At 66.9% G+C, this 15,278-nt stretch carries 14 protein-coding genes; 6 read left to right on the forward strand and 8 right to left on the reverse strand.

Going from position 1 to position 15,278, the window contains the following annotated elements; genetic code table 11:
* Positions 1 to 166: 166 nt before the first annotated feature.
* The 5 genes from GRC12_RS20220 to GRC12_RS20240 form a co-directional block, all read right to left on the reverse strand.
* Positions 167 to 1,210, reverse strand: a complete 1,044-nt coding sequence (locus tag GRC12_RS20220) for an AraC family transcriptional regulator (protein WP_208780712.1) — start codon at positions 1,208 to 1,210, stop codon at positions 167 to 169.
* A gap of 211 nt (positions 1,211 to 1,421) precedes the next feature.
* Positions 1,422 to 2,438, reverse strand: coding sequence for an alpha/beta fold hydrolase (locus tag GRC12_RS20225; protein ID WP_208780713.1), 1,017 nt, complete (start codon positions 2,436 to 2,438; stop codon positions 1,422 to 1,424).
* A 292-nt stretch (positions 2,439 to 2,730) separates the two neighbouring features.
* Positions 2,731 to 3,858 carry an LLM class flavin-dependent oxidoreductase gene (locus GRC12_RS20230; RefSeq protein WP_208780714.1) on the reverse strand — a complete coding sequence of 376 codons (1,128 nt, stop codon included), beginning with the start codon at positions 3,856 to 3,858 and terminating at the stop codon, positions 2,731 to 2,733.
* Between the two features lie 437 nt (positions 3,859 to 4,295).
* Positions 4,296 to 5,447, reverse strand: a complete 1,152-nt coding sequence (locus GRC12_RS20235) for a muconate cycloisomerase family protein (RefSeq protein WP_208780715.1) — start codon at positions 5,445 to 5,447, stop codon at positions 4,296 to 4,298.
* Positions 5,440 to 6,249 (reverse strand): dioxygenase family protein, encoded by an 810-nt coding sequence (locus GRC12_RS20240; protein ID WP_208780716.1) that lies wholly within the window; start codon positions 6,247 to 6,249, stop codon positions 5,440 to 5,442. Before GRC12_RS20240 ends, GRC12_RS20235 begins: the two co-directional genes overlap by 8 nt.
* A 108-nt stretch (positions 6,250 to 6,357) precedes the next feature.
* Here GRC12_RS20240 and GRC12_RS20245 point away from each other — a divergent pair, with 108 nt between their 5' ends.
* The 6 genes from GRC12_RS20245 (at position 6,358) to GRC12_RS20270 (ending at position 13,005) form a co-directional block, all read left to right on the forward strand.
* The gene (locus GRC12_RS20245; protein ID WP_208780717.1) at positions 6,358 to 7,137 is read left to right on the forward strand and encodes an IclR family transcriptional regulator domain-containing protein; all 780 of its coding nucleotides are present in this window, start codon (positions 6,358 to 6,360) and stop codon (positions 7,135 to 7,137) included.
* A complete protein-coding gene (locus GRC12_RS20250; protein ID WP_208780718.1) occupies positions 7,134 to 8,216 on the forward strand; it encodes a cyclase family protein in 1,083 nt (360 codons plus the stop codon). The genes GRC12_RS20245 and GRC12_RS20250 overlap by 4 nt, the downstream gene beginning before the upstream one ends.
* 821 nt (positions 8,217 to 9,037) lie before the next feature.
* Positions 9,038 to 10,114 (forward strand): LLM class flavin-dependent oxidoreductase, encoded by a 1,077-nt coding sequence (locus GRC12_RS20255; protein ID WP_208780719.1) that lies wholly within the window; start codon positions 9,038 to 9,040, stop codon positions 10,112 to 10,114.
* A 149-nt stretch (positions 10,115 to 10,263) separates the two neighbouring features.
* Positions 10,264 to 10,443 carry a hypothetical protein gene (locus GRC12_RS20260; protein WP_208780720.1) on the forward strand — a complete coding sequence of 60 codons (180 nt, stop codon included), beginning with the start codon at positions 10,264 to 10,266 and terminating at the stop codon, positions 10,441 to 10,443.
* A 73-nt stretch (positions 10,444 to 10,516) separates the two neighbouring features.
* Positions 10,517 to 12,508 carry a maleylacetate reductase and hydroxyquinol 1,2-dioxygenase domain-containing protein gene (locus GRC12_RS20265; protein WP_208780721.1) on the forward strand — a complete coding sequence of 664 codons (1,992 nt, stop codon included), beginning with the start codon at positions 10,517 to 10,519 and terminating at the stop codon, positions 12,506 to 12,508.
* Positions 12,505 to 13,005, forward strand: coding sequence for a flavin reductase family protein (locus GRC12_RS20270; RefSeq protein ID WP_208780722.1), 501 nt, complete (start codon positions 12,505 to 12,507; stop codon positions 13,003 to 13,005). The genes GRC12_RS20265 and GRC12_RS20270 overlap by 4 nt, the downstream gene beginning before the upstream one ends.
* Before the next feature lie 508 nt (positions 13,006 to 13,513).
* Here the strand turns inward: GRC12_RS20270 and GRC12_RS45670 are convergent.
* The 3 genes from GRC12_RS45670 to GRC12_RS20285 form a co-directional block, all read right to left on the reverse strand.
* The gene (locus GRC12_RS45670; RefSeq protein WP_244373399.1) at positions 13,514 to 13,744 is read right to left on the reverse strand and encodes a transposase; all 231 of its coding nucleotides are present in this window, start codon (positions 13,742 to 13,744) and stop codon (positions 13,514 to 13,516) included.
* 115 nt (positions 13,745 to 13,859) lie between these two features.
* Positions 13,860 to 14,849, reverse strand: coding sequence for an SMP-30/gluconolactonase/LRE family protein (locus tag GRC12_RS20280; RefSeq protein WP_308286583.1), 990 nt, complete (start codon positions 14,847 to 14,849; stop codon positions 13,860 to 13,862).
* A 145-nt stretch (positions 14,850 to 14,994) separates the two neighbouring features.
* Positions 14,995 to 15,243, reverse strand: coding sequence for a DUF6069 family protein (locus GRC12_RS20285; protein WP_208780724.1), 249 nt, complete (start codon positions 15,241 to 15,243; stop codon positions 14,995 to 14,997).
* Positions 15,244 to 15,278: the final 35 nt, after the last annotated feature.

Raw genomic sequence — 15,278 nt, forward strand, 5'->3', positions numbered from 1 at the left:
GACGTCCTCGCCGCCGAACGCAAGGAACGCGCCCGCATCCGAAGCGAGAAGGGCATCCGATGGGGCGGACGCCCCCTCACCAGCGTGGCCTGACCAACCCGGCGAACCAACGCGGTCACAGCACTAGCGGGACACGTTCGAAGCCCGAATACGGGCGGCATGTGGGTCAGGAACGGAAACGGTCCTTCAGCGTCATCATTTCCGCCTGAGACGCACGCAGCGTGGTGGAGGGAGGCACGCCGTAGCGCTCCTTGTAGGCGTGCGCGAAGCGCGGTACGTGGTTGAAACCCCACCGGAGGGCGATGTCGGCGACCGTCGCGCCCGCCCCGGCGACAAGGTCCTCATGCGCCCGCGCGAGCCGGACACTCTGGATGTACTCCCGCGGCGACACCCCGGTATGCCTGCGGAAGCTGCGCTGCAGGGACCGCGGTCCGACACCTGACACGGCCGAGAGCCGCGCCAGCGACAGATCGCCGCCCGGGTCCCGCTCGATGAGCTCGACCACGCGCTTGACCGACGGCGGGCGGGCTGGAGCAGCCAGCCGCTGGGCCAGCTGTGCGGAGTGGTCATGTGGCTGCGCGAGCAGCAGCCCGGTCATGACAAAGCTGGCCCAGGGGCTGAGCTCGGGCCCGAACGCGCTCAGACCCGACACCTCGTCCAGGTCCCGTACGAAGAGACGGATACCCCTCGCCCAGGACGCCAGTGCCGGAACGGTCAGATCCATCCCGGTCCGGAACCGGACCGGGCCGACGACGTGCCTGCCGAGCATCTGCTCCAGGCAACGCTCCAGAGCGAAACGTTCGATACGCAGGTGCAGCTGCCTGTACCCATCGCTGACCTGCATCTTCGCCCCCATGCCCGGTGAGAGGATGCAGCCCGACTGCTGTGTGAGGACCAGTCGTTCCTCATCGGTGTCCACCTGGTTGGTCCCGAACAGAGCGAAATTCACATCGTAGTAGGAAACCTGCTCGGTGAGCTCGACAGCGAACTCGTCACCGTAGGTACGTGCGTAGATGAGGGAGAACGGTCCGAAGCCCACGGCCGACAGATCACACAACATCCCGCTACCGCCTCCGGCGGTAGGGCGGAAGGAGGACAGCAGCTGGGCGACTCGGGGTCGGACCTCGTCTATGCCCGCTGCCTCGAACACCGTGAAGCGCCGCAACAGAGGAACGCCTGCGACGGCGGGCTCTCCGACGGTCTCTTCCATACGATCCCAACGCCCTTCCGTCCGCCAACGAGGACGCCTGCGACACTCGCGAAGCTGCTTTCGCCCGGTGCGCGAACTCCCGATACCTCAAATCCTTGTCCCGCCCCGCACCGATCGCCAAATGCATCCAACCTGTACGCCGCTGGACTCGGCCGCCTTGCATGACCCGTCCGATGCCTGTGTGACGATCAACGCGGGCGGTCGGCGTGCTTCAACCCAAACGCTTTTCCAGCCAGGAAGTGACGGCGTCGAGCACCCGTTCGTTGTTCCGTTCGATCATCATCAGGTGCCCGTTACCGTGGATACCCAGCTCACCGAGCCGGAGGTGATCGACCTGACGGCATCCGGCCTGCCGGAGGAAGGCAACAGTGCCTGCGTCCATCGCCGAGGCGACCGACTGCTCTCCCGACACGATGGCAATCGGCACGTCGGCGAGGTGGGGAAGGCTCCGCACTGGCTCCGCCTGCAGCCGCAAGGCCGGTCCGCCCTCCTCGCTCGGCACGTCGACCAGCTCAAGGCCGCCGGGATCCGTGACCGGTGGGTGATAGGTGAGAGGGCTGGCTGCGAGGCCCCAAGGCATCGGGAACGGCCCTGTGGGGCCGAGGGGCTCCAGTCCCACCACAGCACGGACGAGATCGGGTCGCTCGTCGGTCATCAGCCAAGCTGTCGGGCCGCCGGCCGAGTTGGTGATGACGATCGCCGGCCCGATGATGTCGAGGAGTTGGCCACCGCGGCGCCGCATCGCTTCATGGTGCGCGGCCAGCTCTCCGGGCATCGGGCTCATTTCCGCGAGCAACTGGGCCAGCGCCGGATCATCCGCCAGCCCCGTGCCAGGCCATTGGGTGTGAGCGGGGTTGCCCGCCCCCGCGAACATCGGACCGACGCTCTCGACAGTCGGAAGCAGTTCCGGCGGGCCGTCCCCGCTCGGCCGGACGGGCGAACGGCCATGCCCGGGCCGGTCCACAACGTAGACCGCATAGCCGCGCTGGACCAGCAAGGTCCGCCATCCCGGCCGGCCGTCGGGCGTCCCCAGCCAGTCCAGGCCTTGGCCACCACCACCGTGGACCAGCACCACTGGGTACGGCTTGGTCTGCTCTTCCGGCTTCTGGAACTCGACATAGAGCTGGCTGCCGTCGGGCGTGGTGCGACCGCTGCGCTCCTCATAGGTCACACCCACCCAGAAGTGGCCTTGTTCGGCGAGGCGGACTGCACTTGATGCCTTCGTCATTGCAGCCACGCGTTCTGGTGCCCCGGGGTCAGTTTGTCGTCCACGATTCGCTCCTTCAGTACCTGAATCACATCTGTGGGAACGGCTTCGTCGCGGTCCCAGGCGTCGACACCCTGCGGCACCGCGCCGGTCGCGTTGATTGGTCCGCTGCAGGGGTGGCGGATTCGGTCGAGACTTCCCGAGGAAGCTTGCGCTCGGTTCGCTGCCGAAGCCCGCCCCTCGCCCGCAGCGTCACATCCACGAACTCCTCCACCTCACACTGCTGTTTGCGAGGACCGTTCTGAGTCCTCCGTCACATCCCCTGTACCTGTACGTCGACCTTCCGGAGTCGCGGCAGCACCTGCGACGCGATCAGTTCGACGGTCTTGCGGTCGCGGTCGTCGATCGCGAACAGGATCCGGTTGCAGCCGGTCTCGACCATCAATTCCTCGATGCTGTCCGCGAGCGTCTTCGGGGTTCCGGTGACGAACATGCTCGTGAGGTCCAGGTCGGGAGGACCACCGATGGCGAGCCGGCCGGCTGTCGCGGCCGCGAGCTCCGCCTCGGTGCTCGACATCGGAATGTCCTCCCCGAGCTCGAACTGCTTGCGCAGCTTGTCCGCGTATTTGCCCGCGACGGTAAAGAACTCGCCCAGCGTCTCCGCGGCTTCGTCTGCGGATTCTGAGCACGATACGAAACGCTCGATCATCACGTTCGCCCCGGTGAGGTTGTGCCCGTTCTCCTGAGCTGCCTGGACATACCCCGAAATGACCTTGGCGTGCGTGGCGGCGTCGCCCAGGTTGCGCATCAGGTTGTAACCCCTCGAACCCGCGGTTACCGCGGAATTCGGCGATACCGCGCCGATCCATATCGGAAGGAGCCGCTGGTAGGAGGGCGGAAACACCGTCGTCGGTACCGGGACGTTTCCGTACGGCAGACTGCTTTCGTGAGTGAACTCCGTCTGCGTCAACGCCAGGTCGACGATTTCAAGCCCCTCGTTCCAGCGACGGCCCACCTCGTCCATGGAGATTCCGAAGGGCAGCGTCTCGATCGGCGATGCTCCGCGACCGAGGCCCAGTTCGAACCGTCCGCGGCTGAGGTTGTCCAGCAGAATGGCTTCTTCGGCCACGATCAGCGGACTCCGGAAGGGCAGTACAGTGACCGCCGTGGCCAGTCGGATCTTGCTGGTGCGGACGGCGGCTGCCGCCAGCGCAAGGTGTGGCGCCGGGCTCAGCGAACCGAACATCCCGAAGTGGTGCTCGGTGATCGTCGCCATGTCGTAGCCGAGTTTCTCGAACCACTCCACGTTGTCAACGAAGCGGTGCACCTCGTTGGCGGCCAGGTCGTGGTCGAACTCGTCGAGACCCACCGCTCCGGTGTATCGAACCGCCTGCGTGATTGCGAACTTCGGCCTGGTCGGGTCGTCGGTGAACGTGGCCATTGATGCGGCTCCCTAGTGATGGTGTGGTAATCGTTGTTCGCCCGAGGACGATTCCCCTCATGCCCCCCATGTCGTCCACGTCAACGCATACGAAGGAAATAGCCATTGGCTGGCCCCGTTGCCCAATTGGATATCTCTGCTATCGATATGGCCGACGAACACTCCGACCTATCGGTCTTGATCGTGAACTCCACGAATTTCGTCAATTCCTGCACCGGAGGTGTGCACGAACCCAAGTTCCTGGGACTGTCGCTGAGCGCGTCCATGAGCTCGGCCTCCACGGGGCGGCGGACAAGACGATCAATCGCCGTGTGGGTTTCGGCAGTGTCGCGACGATAGGTCCCAGCCGTTGCCCCGCCGATCCCCTCGGCGACGCACCGATCCGCTTCGCGACACGAGAAAGGTCACCGAGAGGGCAACGCATGGACGGGGAGGTCTCAGCGGCGCTTGTACTTCGCCAGCTTTTCTTCGTCGATCGTGATCCCGAATCCTGGACCGGAGCCGAGGATCAGTTCCCCCGCCTCGTAGCGCACCGGCTCTGTGGCGATGTCGTCGCTCAGCAGGAACGGACCGAACAGCTCGGTCCCGAAGTCGAGCGCACCGATCGTACAGAACACGTGGGCCGACGCGGCGGTACCCAGCGAGGTCTCGATGGTCGTACCGCCGTAGCAGCCGATACCGCCTGCTTCGGCAATAGCCGCGATCCGCCGCACCGCGGACAGTCCACCGCTCTTGCCGATCTTCAGCGAGACGACGTCAGTGGCGTGCGCCGTGACCAGACCGAGGGCGTCCGCCGGCGTCCACACCGATTCGTCGGCCATGAGCGCCGAACCGGATTGCTGCCGCAGGCGAGCGAGCGAGCCGAGGCCGGCTGCAGGTACGGGCTGCTCGACGAGGCGGATCCCGGCGTCGGCGAGGCTGGGCAGCCAGCGCCGTGCGGTGTACTCGTCCCAGGCGCCGTTGATGTCCACGGCCAGAGACGCGTCTTCCGCGAGGGCATCAGCGATCGCACTGACACGTCGCACATCAGCCGCGGGCTCCTCACCGCCCATTTTCAGCTTGAACGACCTGTGCCTGCCCTCCTCCAATAGGCGGCGGGCTTCCTCGACGACGAATCCAACGGAATCCGTGCCCAGGGCCCAGGTCACCGGGAGGCGGTCGCGATGAGGTCCACCGAGCAGTTGATGGACCGGCAGGCCGAGCGCGCGCCCGGCTGCGTCCCAGGCTGCCGTCTCCAATCCCGCCCGCGCGAATGGCGCACCGGGGGCGGCCCGCTCGATCCGACGGGCCAGGGCCTCGGGCCGGAGGACGTCCTGCCCGACCACCACCGGCGCCAGATACCGGTCTACGAGCGCTGCCATGCCTTCGATCGATTCACCGCCCCACCACGGTCCGCCCGGTACGACTCCTTCGCCCCAGCCGACAACACCGTCGTCGGTGACGAGCCGGATCAGCAGCACCCCCTGGGTGTGCATCGTGGCAACCGAGAACTTGTGCGGTCGGACCAGGGGAATGTCGAGTATGTGAGTCTCGACGGCTGTGATCGGCAGAGTCCGGCGGCGGGTCTCCGGAGCGGTCGGCTCAGGCACGCGACACCGCGTCCGACGGCGTGAAGGCGAAGTCGTACCGTGCATCGACGAAGGTGTCGGTGAAGCCGTGGTGAGCGATGCGATCACGGTCCTCGACCAGCTCCGCGGCGATGACGAGTTCGTCGCGTACAGCGCTGGCAACGTCGGTCTCCAGGTACTGTCCGCCCTCGAAGTACAGCTGCGAGGTGCGCTCACCGAAATACGGGTGGCGCAACTTCACGTGAAGGTGGGCTGGCCGGAAGAAGTGTCGCCCCAGCGCGTTCAACACCCTGCCGGTGGGGCCGTCCTTGGGGATCTCGTAAGGCGGCGGCGCGAATGTGTGAACCTCGTAGCGCCCCTCATCGTCGGAGCGGAAGCGTCCACGCAGGTTCCATTCCGGTAGGCCCGGATGGATCTGGGAGTACAAGCCGTCCGCGTCGGCGTGCCAGAGATCCATTTCCACATCACCCAGGGGCGTGCCGTCCTCCGTGGTGACTCGCCCGTGGAAAACGAGTGGGACACCCTCCTCGTCCGGGCGTTGAGGCATGCGGTAGGGCGGCCCCTCGAGCCACGGTGCGCCCGGCACGTAGAAGGGCCCCTCGATGGCTTCGATGCTGCCGGCGCGGCCCTCGTTCTGCACGTCCGTGGCTGCCGCCTCGAAGAAGACGTCGAACAGCAGGCTGGCCTCGCCGGCCTGCACCTCGGCGATGATCAAGTCGGTCGCCGCCCGGTATTCATCGTGGGTTACGTGGTGCTTGCGAATGAAATCGAGGAGCGTCCGCTCAAGGTCCTCGACAAGGGTGACAACGCGGTCGTCGGACACCCAACTCACATCCCTTCGTCTTAGTCGCATTGCGACCATTGACATCGCAATGCGACATACGTCAACATAGGAGAGCGGCAAAGGGCCGTCAAGAGGAAAGGAGAACCGGTGAGCGATGACCGGCGTGATCACCTGCAGACCCTCGAAAGAGGGTTGGCCGTCATCGCCGCGTTTTCCGGACGAGGTCCACAACTGAGCCTTGGAGAGCTCGCCGGACTCACTGGACTGTCCAGGCCGATCGTCCGACGGATCATGCTCACGCTGGAGAACTTGGGCTTCGCCCGAACCACCGGCTCCCTCTTCGCGCTCACCCCGAAGGTCCTGACCCTGGGCTATGCCTACCTGTCTTCCGTGAAACTCACCGACGTCGCCCGCCCTGTGATGGAAGAGCTCACCGACCAACTGGGAGTGGGCACTTCACTGGCGGCCATGGACGGCGCAGAGGTCGTCTACGTGGACCGGGTGCAGCTCGGGCGGGTGGCCAGTATCCATCTCGCGGTCGGCACCCGGCTTCCGGCACACGCAACCTCGATGGGCCACGTACTGCTCGCCCACTCCACATCTGGCGAGGTCGAGGCGGTGCTGTCGCAACCACTTGCCCCCCTTACAGAGCGAACGCTGACCGATCCCGACAAGCTGCGGGAGCGACTTGCCGTCGTGCGGGAGCGGGGCTGGGATGCCGTCGACCAGGAGCTGGAAATCGGCCGACGCTCGGCGGCAGCGCCCGTCTTCGACGCCGACGGCCGCGTCATCGCCGCTCTTTCGTTGTCCTGCGGAACTCTCGAGTGCTCAATGGAACAACTCGTCGGCACTTTTCTCCCACCCCTGCGCGCCGGTGCTGCCAGGATCAGTGCGGCCCTGGGCTCTGGCGTACACGCCAACTCATGATCTCCGCCTGGTTCAACCCGACGGTCGCCACGATGAACGGACTGGGCATGTCTCCACACCGCACTCGCACCGACCTCCGGCCCGTCAATGTGCCGACCTACGCCGGTCTGCGGACCCGCACTGACGCACCGCCCGGCTCCAGTTGGGGACTGTTCGGCGCCCACGACCAACTCGGCACGCTGAACTTCCTCGCCTTCAACGACCTGCGGGCCGCCGCCAGCGAGATACAGGCCGGCCAAGCGTTCTCCCTCGATCTGCCCTCGACCGCCATCAACCCTTCGCTGGCCCCGACCCGCCGTCCGGTGGAGCACCACATCTTCGAACGCACGCCGTTCCACCGTGACGAGTGGCTCGATCACTTCTACACCCAGTACGGCTCGCAACTAGACGGACTGCGGCACATCGGGCATCCCGAGCACGGCTTCTACAACGGAGCGGATCCCCGTCTGTTCCTTCCTGGTGAGGACCTGCTGGGCATACATCACATCGCCGCCCTCCCGGTCGCGGGCCGAGCGGTCCTCCTGGACGTCGACCGCCACCTGCGCGACCAGGGCCGGCCGATCCAACAGCACTCCGACTTCGCGGTGTCCGCCCGAGATCTGGAAGAGACGCGAGCCGCCCAAGACGTGACCGTCCGGCCCGGGGACATCGTGCTCATCCGGTTCGGTTGGCTGCGGTGGTATCTGGAGGATGCCTCCCCGCAGGTGCGGGCGGACCTGCGGACCGAGCAGTTCCATCCCGGCCTCGAACAGTCCCATGACGTATTGGCCTGGCTCTGGGATCACCAGGTCAGCCTCATCGCTGCAGACAACTTCGCGCTCGAGCGCTGGCCTGCCGCCCCCGACAGCCCGTTCTACACACACGCCGAGCGAGACGAGGGTTTCCGCGACCCGCACTCGGGGATCATGCATCGGGCCATCATCGGTCTGCTGGGCATGCCCATCGGTGAACTCTGGAACCTTGACGCGCTTGCCGCCTCGTGCGCGGCCGACCGACGATGGTCACTCCTTCTGACCGTGGCACCCCTGAGCATCGTCGGTGGTATCGGTTCCCCCGCCAACGCGATCGCTCTTCGTTGAAGGGAGTGCTCGTGGGTCTGGCCGTTTGAACACGTCAGTCGCGACCGTAGTTCGTGGCGGATGAACTGCGGTCGCGGATCGAACCCTCGCTGCCCAAGTCGGGTCCGAAGCTGGTCGGAAGACGGCCCCAGGAGCCGGACCGGGATCCTGTTCGTGCTGGACATCGGCATCGAGTGGAGCACCTGCCCCAGAAGCTGGGCTTCGGCTGGCCGGCGAAGGCCGGCATGGGATGGGCTACGACGTCCACGTCGTCGAAACCCGTGCCACTCCCGCGCCGAAGCGGCGGTTCACGGACACGCATGGACGAGACCATCAAAGAACCTGCCGTCGCGGGCACTCCTCCTCGCACCATGCTGGGCAGGCACGTCGTCGGACGGGTCCGGTTGCGGACCAGGATGGATCTGACCGTTCCGGCGCTGGCGTCCTGGGCGAGGGGTATCCGTCTCTTCGTGCCCCACGCTGCGTGCGTCTCAGGCGGACGGCGCGACGTCGGTGGAGCCATCCCAGGTCTGACGGCCTCACCAGGCTATGCCACCGTACCGGCACACCCACTGTTTCCTGTCGCGCAGCGGATCGGTGCGTCGCCAAGGGGATCGGTGTGGCACTGCAAACGACTTATCGTCGCGACACGGCCGAAACATTCTCGGCACCTAGGGGGCTTCTGACGGATCTCCGCGGTGTCGCGACGCCCGGCATGCACTCCCGCAGCTACCGCTGGGGGCACCCCCAGCCGCACGCACCGGACGCCGCTCCTTCTTCCACGGAGATCCGTCAGAAGTCCCCTAATCACCTCTTCCGCTTTCCCTAGGAGGGTTGAGCTCATGGAAGCGCTCAGCGACAGCCCGCAGACACTCAAGTTCGTGCACACCTACGGCGTGGGCCTGCATGCTGAGGAAGCGGATCCGGATGTGTACGACCCGCAGTGGCAGAAGCGCCAGGTGGACGACTTCGTGCAGTTCGCGGTCGAGGCCGAGGAGTCAGGCTTTGACGGTGTGTCGGTGACCGAGCATCACGTGCCGATGATGACCTGTCCTTCCCCGCACCTGCTGTTGGCCGCCGCGGCGGTGCGTACGAGCCGGATCCGGCTCGGGACGGCCGTGACCGCGCTGCCGCTCTACCATCCCATCCGGGTGGCGGAGGAGGCCGGCACCCTCGACCTGCTGAGCGGGGGCCGGTTCGAACTGGGCGTGGGCCGGGGCGTGCCGGGGGAGGCACAAATCGCGGTGGGTCGGGATCTGTCCCCGGACGAGCTGAGCCAAGGCTGGCTGGAAAGCCTCGATGTGCTACAACTCGCGCTCACCGAGCGCGACTTCACGTACGACGGAAAGTTCTACAAGGTCACGCAGCCGACCACCATCGCGACCCGCCCGCTGCAGGACTCGTTCCCGGTCTGGCTGGGCGCGGCAAGCATGGGCACGATGCAACAGGCCGCCACGCGGGGCTGGAACGCCATGCGCAACTTCGGCAGCAACCAGGAACATCGCGACGCGCTGGAGGGCTACATCAAGGTGGCCGCCGAGAACGGCCATGACAGGTCCGGCGCGAACATGCTGGTCGAGCGGTTCGTCGCGATCGGGCAGACCGAGGACGAAGCCGAACGCAACCTCGCGAGGATGACGCACTCCCTGGGGCGGTTCATCTCGTTCTTCACGGCGGGAGGCAAGCGCGCTCTCCCTGCCGACGCCGAGTTCCATGCCGGCAGTGGCTCCGGCAAGAAGAACCGGCCGGCCATCGTCGTCTCCGGCACGCCTGACCAGGTGATCGACAGCCTCCAGCAGACGATCGACGAAACCGGTGCGCGTCGGCTGCTCGTCGAACTCTTCTCCGCGCAGGAGAGGCGGCTGTTCGTAGAAGAGATCATGCCCGTTCTGCGGAAGCGGAACACGACAGCAGTCTGACACTCGATTCACGAAAAGCGGGATGCGCCAACAAGCCAAGAAGAGGAAGCGCATACGGCGGAACATCATGAGCGAGTCCAGTCTTCGCATCGCTGCCCAGGGTTACGTCTGGGTTGGCGTCGGCTATGAAGAACGGAACGGCCAGAGCCTTGTCGACGGCAGCCAGTACGGTCGCCTTCCTGCAGCAGGTGGGCTGCACAGACGTCGACCATCTGCGTCTCGGCGAGCTCGGTGTGCACCCCTACGGTCACCTCATGATGATCGAGCGGAACAAGGAAGAGGTGCTCGACGTCGTCACCGGCTGGCTCGACAAGCACCTGCAGCCGTGACATCAACACCCGACCGGATCAGCAGCTCGCGGACCGCTGCCAGCACCACCGTCGCACCGAGAGGATCCTGACGATGCCTTCCTTCTCCTACACAGCTCACCCGGCCCGTGTCGTGTTCGGCACCGGCACCTTCGACCAGGTCCGCGCCGAGGCCGAGAGGCTCGGCCACCACCGTGTGCTCGTCCTGGCCGACCCGCATGTCGGCGATGTGGCGGACCGGGTCGAGAAGGTTCTCGGTCCGCTGGCCGCCGCCCGCTTCGACGGTGCCGCCATGCACACCCCGGTCGACGTCACCGAACGGGCGCTCGAGGTGCTGCGCCAAGCTCAGGCGGACTGCGTCGTCGCGGTCGGCGGCGGCTCGACCACGGGACTGGCCAAGGCCCTCGCCGCCAGGACCGGCGTCGATCAGGTGATCCTCCCGACGACCTATGCCGGATCCGAGGTCACCCCGGTGCTCGGCGAGACCGAGAACGGGGTAAAGACCACGCGCTCGTCGCCGGACATCCTTCCGGAGACCGTGATCTACGACGTCGAACTCTCCCGGCGACTCCCGGTGCCGCTGACGGTGACCAGCGCTGTCAACGCGATGGCCCACGCCGTCGAGGCGCTCTACTCGCCCGACGCCAATCCGGTCGTCGACGGAATGGCCCTAGAAGCGATCGGTCGGCTTGCCCGTGGGCTGCGTCGGCTCGCCGCCGACCCCGCCGACCTCGACACCCGATCGGATCTCCTGCACGGCGCATGGCTGGCGGGCATGTGCCTCGGTGTGGCCGGCATGGGACTGCACCACAAGCTCTGCCACACCCTCGGCGGCAGCTTCGACCTTCCCCACTCGCCGGCGCACACGGTGGTCCTCCCACATGTCATGGCCTACAACGCCGCGGCGGCGCCAGAGGCAATGCGACGCATCGCCGACGTGCTCGGGGCCGCCGACGCCCCGACCGCAGTCTTCGACCTGATCGTCGAATGCGGCGGGCCGACCGCCCTACGCCGCTTCGGGATGCGCGAGGTGGACCTGGTCCGGGCTGCCGACCTGGCCGTGGCCACGCCCTACCCCAACCCGGCAGCGCTGACACATGAGGGCATCCTCGGCCTGCTGCGACATGCCTGGCACGGTGACCGGCCGGACCCCGCCGCCGTAGACCTCGCCGCACCGCTGAGCATCCATCGGCTGACCGAGCAGGTCGTCGCCACCTTCACCGGTGCCGCCGACACACGGTTGCGCGACCTGCTCAGCGACCTGGTTCGTCGGCTCCACGGCTTCGCGGTCGACAACGCACTCACCCAGGCGGAATGGGCGCGAGGCGTCGACTTCCTGACCCGCACCGGGCAGATCTCGACCCCCACACGCCAGGAAGTGGTGCTGCTCTCCGACACGCTCGGGCTCTCGAGCGTGGTCGACGTCCTCACCAACTCCCGTACCCCCGACACCACCCCGTCGGCCGTACTGGGTCCGTTCTATGTCGAAGGCCCGCCCGCACTGGCGCAGGACACCGACGTGTCACAGGGCCTTCCCGGCATCCCGCTGTACGTCGACGTCACCGTCACCGACACGGACGACCGGCCGGTGGCCGGTGCGGTTGTGGACATCTGGCAGTCCAACGACGACGGCTTCTACGACGTGCAACTGCCCGACCTCGACGGCCCCGTGCTGCGCGGCAGATTCCGTACCGACCCCCACGGACGGCTGCGCTTCTGGAGCATCCTGCCCTCCGAGTACCCGATCCCGACGGATGGACCGGTCGGACAGATGCTCGCCGCCACCGGCCGCCACCCCTACCGGGCCCCCCACCTGCACTTCTTGATCTCCGCGGAGGGCTACCAGCAGCTGATCACACAACTCTTCGTCCGCGGGGGCAGCTATATCGACTCCGACGCGGTGTTCGGGGTGAAGGACGACCTCGTGGTCGACTTCGTGCCGCGCACCGGCCCTGCTCCCGACGGCCGCAAGAGGGACGGCGGCTGGCGCGAGCTTCGGTACGCCTTCCGCATCGCCCAGCAGAGCACCTTTTCTCCGATATCGCCCATGACGACGCCTGCAACAGCCCTAAAGGAGGCACCATGAGCACTCTTGAGACAATCGGTTCCGACCCTGATACGTCCACATTGCGCCGTACGTTCGGCTGCTTCCCCACCGGAGTCGCCGCCGTCTGCGCCGAAGTGGACGGCGAACAGGTTGGCATGGCGGTGAGCTCGTTCACCTCGGTCTCCTTGAGCCCGCCGCTCGTGTCCGTCTGCATCGGCAAGGACTCCAGCACATGGCCAAAGCTGCGCCAGGCATCGGCCGTTGGCGTCAGTGTTCTCTCCGCGACTCACGATCTGGCGGGCCGGCAACTCGCCTCACGTACCGGGAACCGTTTCGAGGGACTGACGACGACGACTACGGAATCCGGCGCACTGCACCTGGAAGACGCAGTTGCCCTGTTCGAATGCAGGATTCACGAAGAAGTCCCCGCAGGGGACCACATCATCGTCCTACTCCGAGTCCTCGCGCTCGCCGCCCAGCCGCTGACGCCCCCGCTGGTCTTCCACGGGTCGCGGTTCCACCAGCTTGCCGCCTAGCGGACTGGCGGAACCGACGGCTGATTTTCCGACGACCAATCAGCACGAAATACACGGCGTCGTCCCGGAAATCGGCTCAGGGCCCGGGCGAGTCCCAGGACCGGGGCGGTACCGATTCCTGCGGCGAGCAGCATGCTGGTGGCGGAACCGGGATTCAGCGCGAACACGAGGCGGTCGGCACGCCCGGCACATAGCGCCGCGCTGCGGGACCGGATCGAGACGACGCCCTGGGTCGGGGTGGGGACGGACCGCGCTGCGGGTGCTGCGGGCGTAACTGAACTTCGCCGAGATCGCGGGCGGGCCCCTGCACCCCGCCAGTGAGCTGCACACCGCGGAGAAGACCACCGGCGCGTCCGCCGTTACCACGCCGATCACTGTATCCAGCTCTCGGCGGCAGTCTCCAACTTCTCGTGACGGCACGGACCCGACGTGGACAAGCGGAACCACGAGAGTGCGGCTGCCGAATATTTCGTCTGCCCGGGTCAGGCAGCGTGCCGGTACTCGTGGATCACTCCGGGGAGCCGGTCTCGGCGGCGTATGTCCAGAAGGCGATGCGGCCGGGATCGCTGATTGGTTCGGGGACCGCGCGCAGTGGTGCTGCTTGGTTCATCGCTTGATGGGGCCGGTGGGCGTTGTGATGCGCCTCGAACTGGCGGAGAGCGTGGCGTAGGTGGCACTCGTTCCGGATGAGGGTGCGGTCCAGGAGTTCGTGGCGGCAGGCCTGGACCCAGCGCTCCATGATCGCGTTCAAGCGCGGCCTCGGACGCCGGTGAGCACGATCTGGATGCCGGCGGCTGCCAGGATCTCATCGAAGAGCGCGGGGAACTGCTGCTGCCGTCTCAGCAGCGGCAGGTTCAGGAGACCGGTCCGCAGTTCAGTACGGCGGGGTTGATCGTTCCGCGTTGCACCTTCGCGTGGTGGGGCTCGGCGAAGCCGGCGTTGGTGATGTAGAGCCGGTCTCCGCGTACCGCGACGGAGGTTGGTGAAGCGAGGCCGTCCGAGACGGTCAGGACGGACTCGGCGGTCCCGTCGGGGTGGACGACCGCGACCTGGTTGAGGCCGTTCTGCGCGGCGAACACCACGTCGGAGCGGTCGCTGAGGAAGTTGAAGTCGTCGACGCCGGTGAGGCCGCTGGTGACGGTGTGGATCCGGCCGGGGGAGCCGGTGGCAGTAACCGGGATCCGCAGCAGGGTGCCCTTCGCGGTGTTGGAAACCCAGACAGCTCCCCTGTGGAAGCGGAGTCCGTTCACGCCGAACGGGATGGACGGGTCGGGCGCGAGGGCGGGGTCGGTCAGCCAGGCGGTCGCCCTTCCGCCGGAGGCCGGTACGGCCCAGACGGTGGACTTGCTGCTGTCCGCCACGTACAGGGTGCGTCCGGCGGGATCGATGGCCAGGCCGTTGGGGAGTCCGTCGGTGGGCAGGACGGCGATGCGGCGCGGGGTGCCGTCCGGAGGCAGCTGCCATACGCCAGCCCGGGACGCGTCATCAGAAACCACGTTGTAGTAGGTGGTGCCGTCGTGGTCGCGCGTGATGCCGCTGAATGCGTCGCCTGGTTGCCCCGACACGAGCACCGTGCTGCGCCCGGACGTCTCGACCCGCAGCAGGGCCGGACGCTCCCCCGCCGCAGCGTGCCCGCCCAGCGTGGACACGGTCAGTGAGTTGTCCGGGTTGACAGCGATGTTCTCCGGCGCCTCGCCAGAGGTGAAGTCGAACGCGGCAAGGGTTCTCACGCCACTGACGACCGGCTTCGGGGACGACTGCTGGGCCGCCGCCGTTGCGTACGGCGCCGAGACGACGACGGCCGCCACGGCGATCACCGCCGCAAGTCTGGAACGCTTCTTCACGAGCGTTGCCGTGAGGGTTGCCGTGGAGATTCCCATGGGGTCATCGCGCTTTCTCTGGAGGGCACAGGCGTGGCTGCCCGGGAAGTGGGACATGAAGAGATCGGCCTGCACGGCCGCGGTGAGGGTCTGCCTGTGGGACGGACGGTCAGTCCTGGGTTGCAGGCAGTGGACGAAGTGGGTGGTACGCGGGGACCGCGACGGCGGCGACCACGACGTGCATGACCATGAAGGCGACGACGGCACCCCAACTGGTGCCGCGTCGGCTGTCGGAGACGCCGAGCACGATGTCCGGGACCAGGCTGAGAATCAGCACGACGAGCACGAGGATGCGCAGCAGCCGGGAGGGGCGCGCCGAGCGGGTGCGGACGACCGCCCAGCCGAGAGCGCCGACCAAGACGCTGAAGGCATGTTCGACCCGTTGACCAGGGC

Source organism: Streptomyces griseorubiginosus, from assembly GCF_017614965.1.
Taxonomy (GTDB): domain Bacteria; phylum Actinomycetota; class Actinomycetes; order Streptomycetales; family Streptomycetaceae; genus Streptomyces; species Streptomyces griseorubiginosus_B.